We start from the raw sequence: 3,306 nt of genomic DNA, 5'->3' as shown, positions 1-3,306 counted from the left end.
GGGCGCGGCTCCGGCGAGGGCGGGGAGGGCGGCGAGAACAGCGAGGACGCCTTCCGCTTCGTGCTGACCCGCGAGGAGTTTCTGGAACTCTTCCTCGAGGACCTCGAACTCCCGGATCTCGCCAAGCGCCGCCTCGCTGTGGTCGAGACGGAGGGCATGCGCCGGGCCGGCTACACGGTGACGGGCTCGCCCGCCAACCTCGCGCTGGGCCGGACGCTGCGGAACTCCATGTCCCGCCGCATCGCGCTCAAGCGCCCGAAGCCCGACGAGATCGCGGCGCTCGAGGCCCGCATCGACGCCCTGCCCGAGGAGGCGCCCGAGCGGGCCGACCTCGTCCAGGCGCTGACGCTGCTTCGCGAGCGCTCGAAGCGCATCCCCTACGTCGATCCGATCGACCTGCGCTTCCGCCGCTTCGAGCCCTACCCGAAACCGATCGCCCAGGCCGTGATGTTCTGCCTGATGGACGTCTCCGGCTCGATGACCGAGCACATGAAGGACCTCGCCAAAAGGTTCTACATCCTGCTCCACATCTTCCTCACGCGCCGCTACCGGCACGTCGAGATCGTGTTCATCCGCCACACCGACCGGGCGACGGAGGTGGACGAGGAGACCTTCTTCGGCTCGCGCGAGACCGGCGGCACGCTGGTCTCCTCGGCGCTCGTCGAGATGAAGCGGGTGATCTCCGAGCGCTACGATCCGAACGACTGGAACATCTACGCGGCGCAGGCGTCCGACGGCGACAACGTCTCCTCCGACGGGCCGACCGCCACGGAATTGCTGCGCGCCCACATCCTGCCGGCCTGCCAGCACTTCGCCTATCTGGAGGTCGGCGACGAGAACGGGCCGCGGGCCGGCTTCGTCGAGCACCGCACCACGCTCTGGCGCACCTACGAGGCCGTCGCCAAGTCCGGCGGCGCCATCGCCATGCGCAAGGTGAACCACCGCCGCGAGATCTACCCCGTGTTCCGCGAGCTGTTCGGCCGCAAGGACGCGAAGGCGGAGGCGTGAGGCTCCTTCCCGCGCGGGGAGGGGAGTGGACAGCGAGGAGATTGGCCGGATGGTGACCAGCCTGAGCCGCCCCAGGATCCAGCCGCCGAAGCCCGGCGAGCTGCTGTTCTCGGGCAACGACTGGGACTTCGAGACCATCCGGCGCATCCACGACGCCTGCGAGGCCGTGGCGGGGCCGGAACTCGGCCTCTCCTGGTACCCGAACCAGATCGAGATCATCACGGCCGAGCAGATGCTCGACGCCTACGCCTCGATCGGCATGCCGCTGTTTTACAAGCACTGGTCCTTCGGCAAGCACTTCGCCCAGCACGAGGCGGGCTACCGCCGCGGCCTGATGGGACTGGCCTACGAGATCGTCATCAACTCCGACCCGTGCATCTCCTACGTGATGGAGGAGAACACGGCGACCATGCAGACGCTGGTGATCGCCCACGCCGCCTTCGGCCACAACCACTTCTTCAAGAACAACTACCTGTTCAAGCAGTGGACCGACGCTGAGGGCATCCTCGACTATCTCGACTTCGCCAAGGGCTTCATCGCGCGCTGCGAGGAGCGCCACGGCCATCAGGCGGTCGAGCAGGTGCTGGACGCCGCCCACGCCCTGATGAGCCAGGGCGTGCACCGCTACCCGCGCAAGAAGCGCCCCGACCTCGCCTCCGAGCAGCGCCGCGAGCGCGAGCGCGTCGAGCACGGCGAGCAGATCTACAACGACCTCTGGCGCACGCTGCCGGCCAAGCCCGGCGCGGCGCGCACGGACGCGGCCGCCGAGCGCAGGCGGGCGCTCTTGGAACTGCCCCAGGAGAACATCCTCTACTTCCTGGAGAAGGTCGCCCCGCGCCTGCGGCCCTGGCAGCGCGAGATCCTGCGCATCGTGCGCCTCGTGGCGCAGTACTTCTACCCGCAGCGCCAGACCAAGGTGATGAACGAGGGCTGCGCCACCTACGTCCATTACCGCATCATGAACGCGCTCTCGCAGCGGGGGCAGATCGGAGAGGCGGCCTATCTGGAGTTCCTGCAGTCGCACACCAACGTCATCCGCCAGCCGACCTACGACGATCGCTCCTACGGCGGTCACAACCCCTACGCGATCGGCTTCGCGATGATGCAGGACATCCAGCGCATCGTGGAGCAGCCGACCGCCGAGGACCGCGACTGGTTCCCCGAGATCGCCGGCACCGGCGACGCGATGGCCGTGCTGCGCGACGTCTGGGAGAACTACCGCGACGAGAGCTTCATCGCGCAGTTCCTCTCCCCGAAGCTGATGCGGGACCTGCGCCTGTTCCATGTGGTGGACGATCCCGACGAGCCGGAACTGCGCGTCGCGGCGATCCACGACGAGCGCGGCTACCGCAAGATGCGCCGCTCCTTCGCCCGCCAGTACGACGTCGCGTGGCTCGATCCCGACATCGAGGTGGTGGACGTGGACCTGGAGGGCGACCGCCGGCTGATCCTGCACCACAAGGCGCTGAACCGCATCACGCTCCAGAAGGAGGACGCGAACCGCGTGCTCCAGCATCTGGCCGACCTCTGGGGCTACGACGTGGTGCTCAAGGAGATCGACCCCGCCAGCGGCACGGTGCTGGCCGAGCACCACGCCAGCGCCCGGCCGATTTTTTTCTAGATCGGGAGTTGGCAGTATGCTGGTGGCGCTCCGGGCGTCCGGGAGAAGGGCGGTGTTTCATCCATCGATGCCGGCGAAGCTGACGGCGCCTCATACCCTTGCCCGCCACCCGCGCCCGTGCTGCATGGGGCCATGAGCACGACCGTCCTGACCCTCGCGGAGACGCGGGACTTCCTCGACCGCGAGTTCCCGCAGATGCAGGCGGGGGGACGGGCCTACCATCTCGAAGCCGTCGCGCCGCTCGGCGCCCGGATGCGGCTCGAGGCGCACGAGCGTTTCCTGCGTCCCGGCGCCACCGTCTCGGGGCCTGCCATGATGGCGCTGGCCGATTACGCGCTCTACGCGGCGATCCTGGCCAATATCGGCCCGGTGGCGCTCGCGGTGACGACGAGCCTGAACTTCAACTTCCTGCGGAAGCCCGCCTTGGGCGACCTCCTCGCCGAGGCCCGGCTGATGAAGCTCGGCCGCCGGCTCGCGGTCGGCGAGGTCGCGATCACCGCCGCGGGCGGCGGCGACGACATCGTCTGCCACGCCACCGGCACCTACTCGATCCCGCCGCGCTGAGGATGTGATGCGCTGCCGTACTCTCGTGAGCGCAGCGGACGATTTCCGAGCGAGGCGTGGGTCCCCTCTCCTGTAGGGAGAGGTCTGCTTTCGCAGAAAGCCGGGTGAGGGGT

3 protein-coding genes are annotated in these 3,306 nt (G+C 68.5%); all 3 read left to right on the top strand.

The window, feature by feature from the left end:
- Positions 1-1,008 (top strand): YeaH/YhbH family protein (locus AX737_RS30415; protein WP_066927810.1); only part of this gene is annotated, 1,008 nt, incomplete at its 5' end.
- A gap of 49 nt (positions 1,009-1,057) precedes the next feature.
- The gene (locus AX737_RS30410; protein ID WP_066927808.1) at positions 1,058-2,629 is read left to right on the top strand and encodes a SpoVR family protein; all 1,572 of its coding nucleotides are present in this window, start codon (positions 1,058-1,060) and stop codon (positions 2,627-2,629) included.
- Between the two features lie 132 nt (positions 2,630-2,761).
- Positions 2,762-3,193, top strand: a complete 432-nt coding sequence (locus tag AX737_RS30405; RefSeq protein ID WP_066927806.1) for a PaaI family thioesterase — start codon at positions 2,762-2,764, stop codon at positions 3,191-3,193.
- Positions 3,194-3,306 lie beyond the last annotated feature (113 nt).

It is taken from the genome of Methylobacterium sp. CCH5-D2 (assembly GCF_001556475.1).
Classification (GTDB): Bacteria; Pseudomonadota; Alphaproteobacteria; order Rhizobiales; family Beijerinckiaceae; genus Methylobacterium; species Methylobacterium hispanicum.
Note: the sequence above shows the minus strand (reverse complement) of the source record. Positions and strands in the feature narration are given on the sequence as shown.

Coding starts and splice junctions, on each gene's coding strand:
- AX737_RS30410 (WP_066927808.1), top strand. CDS start 1,058: ATGGTGACCAGCCTGAGCCGCCCCAGGATCCAGCCGCCGAAGCCCGGC.
- AX737_RS30405 (WP_066927806.1), top strand. CDS start 2,762: ATGAGCACGACCGTCCTGACCCTCGCGGAGACGCGGGACTTCCTCGAC.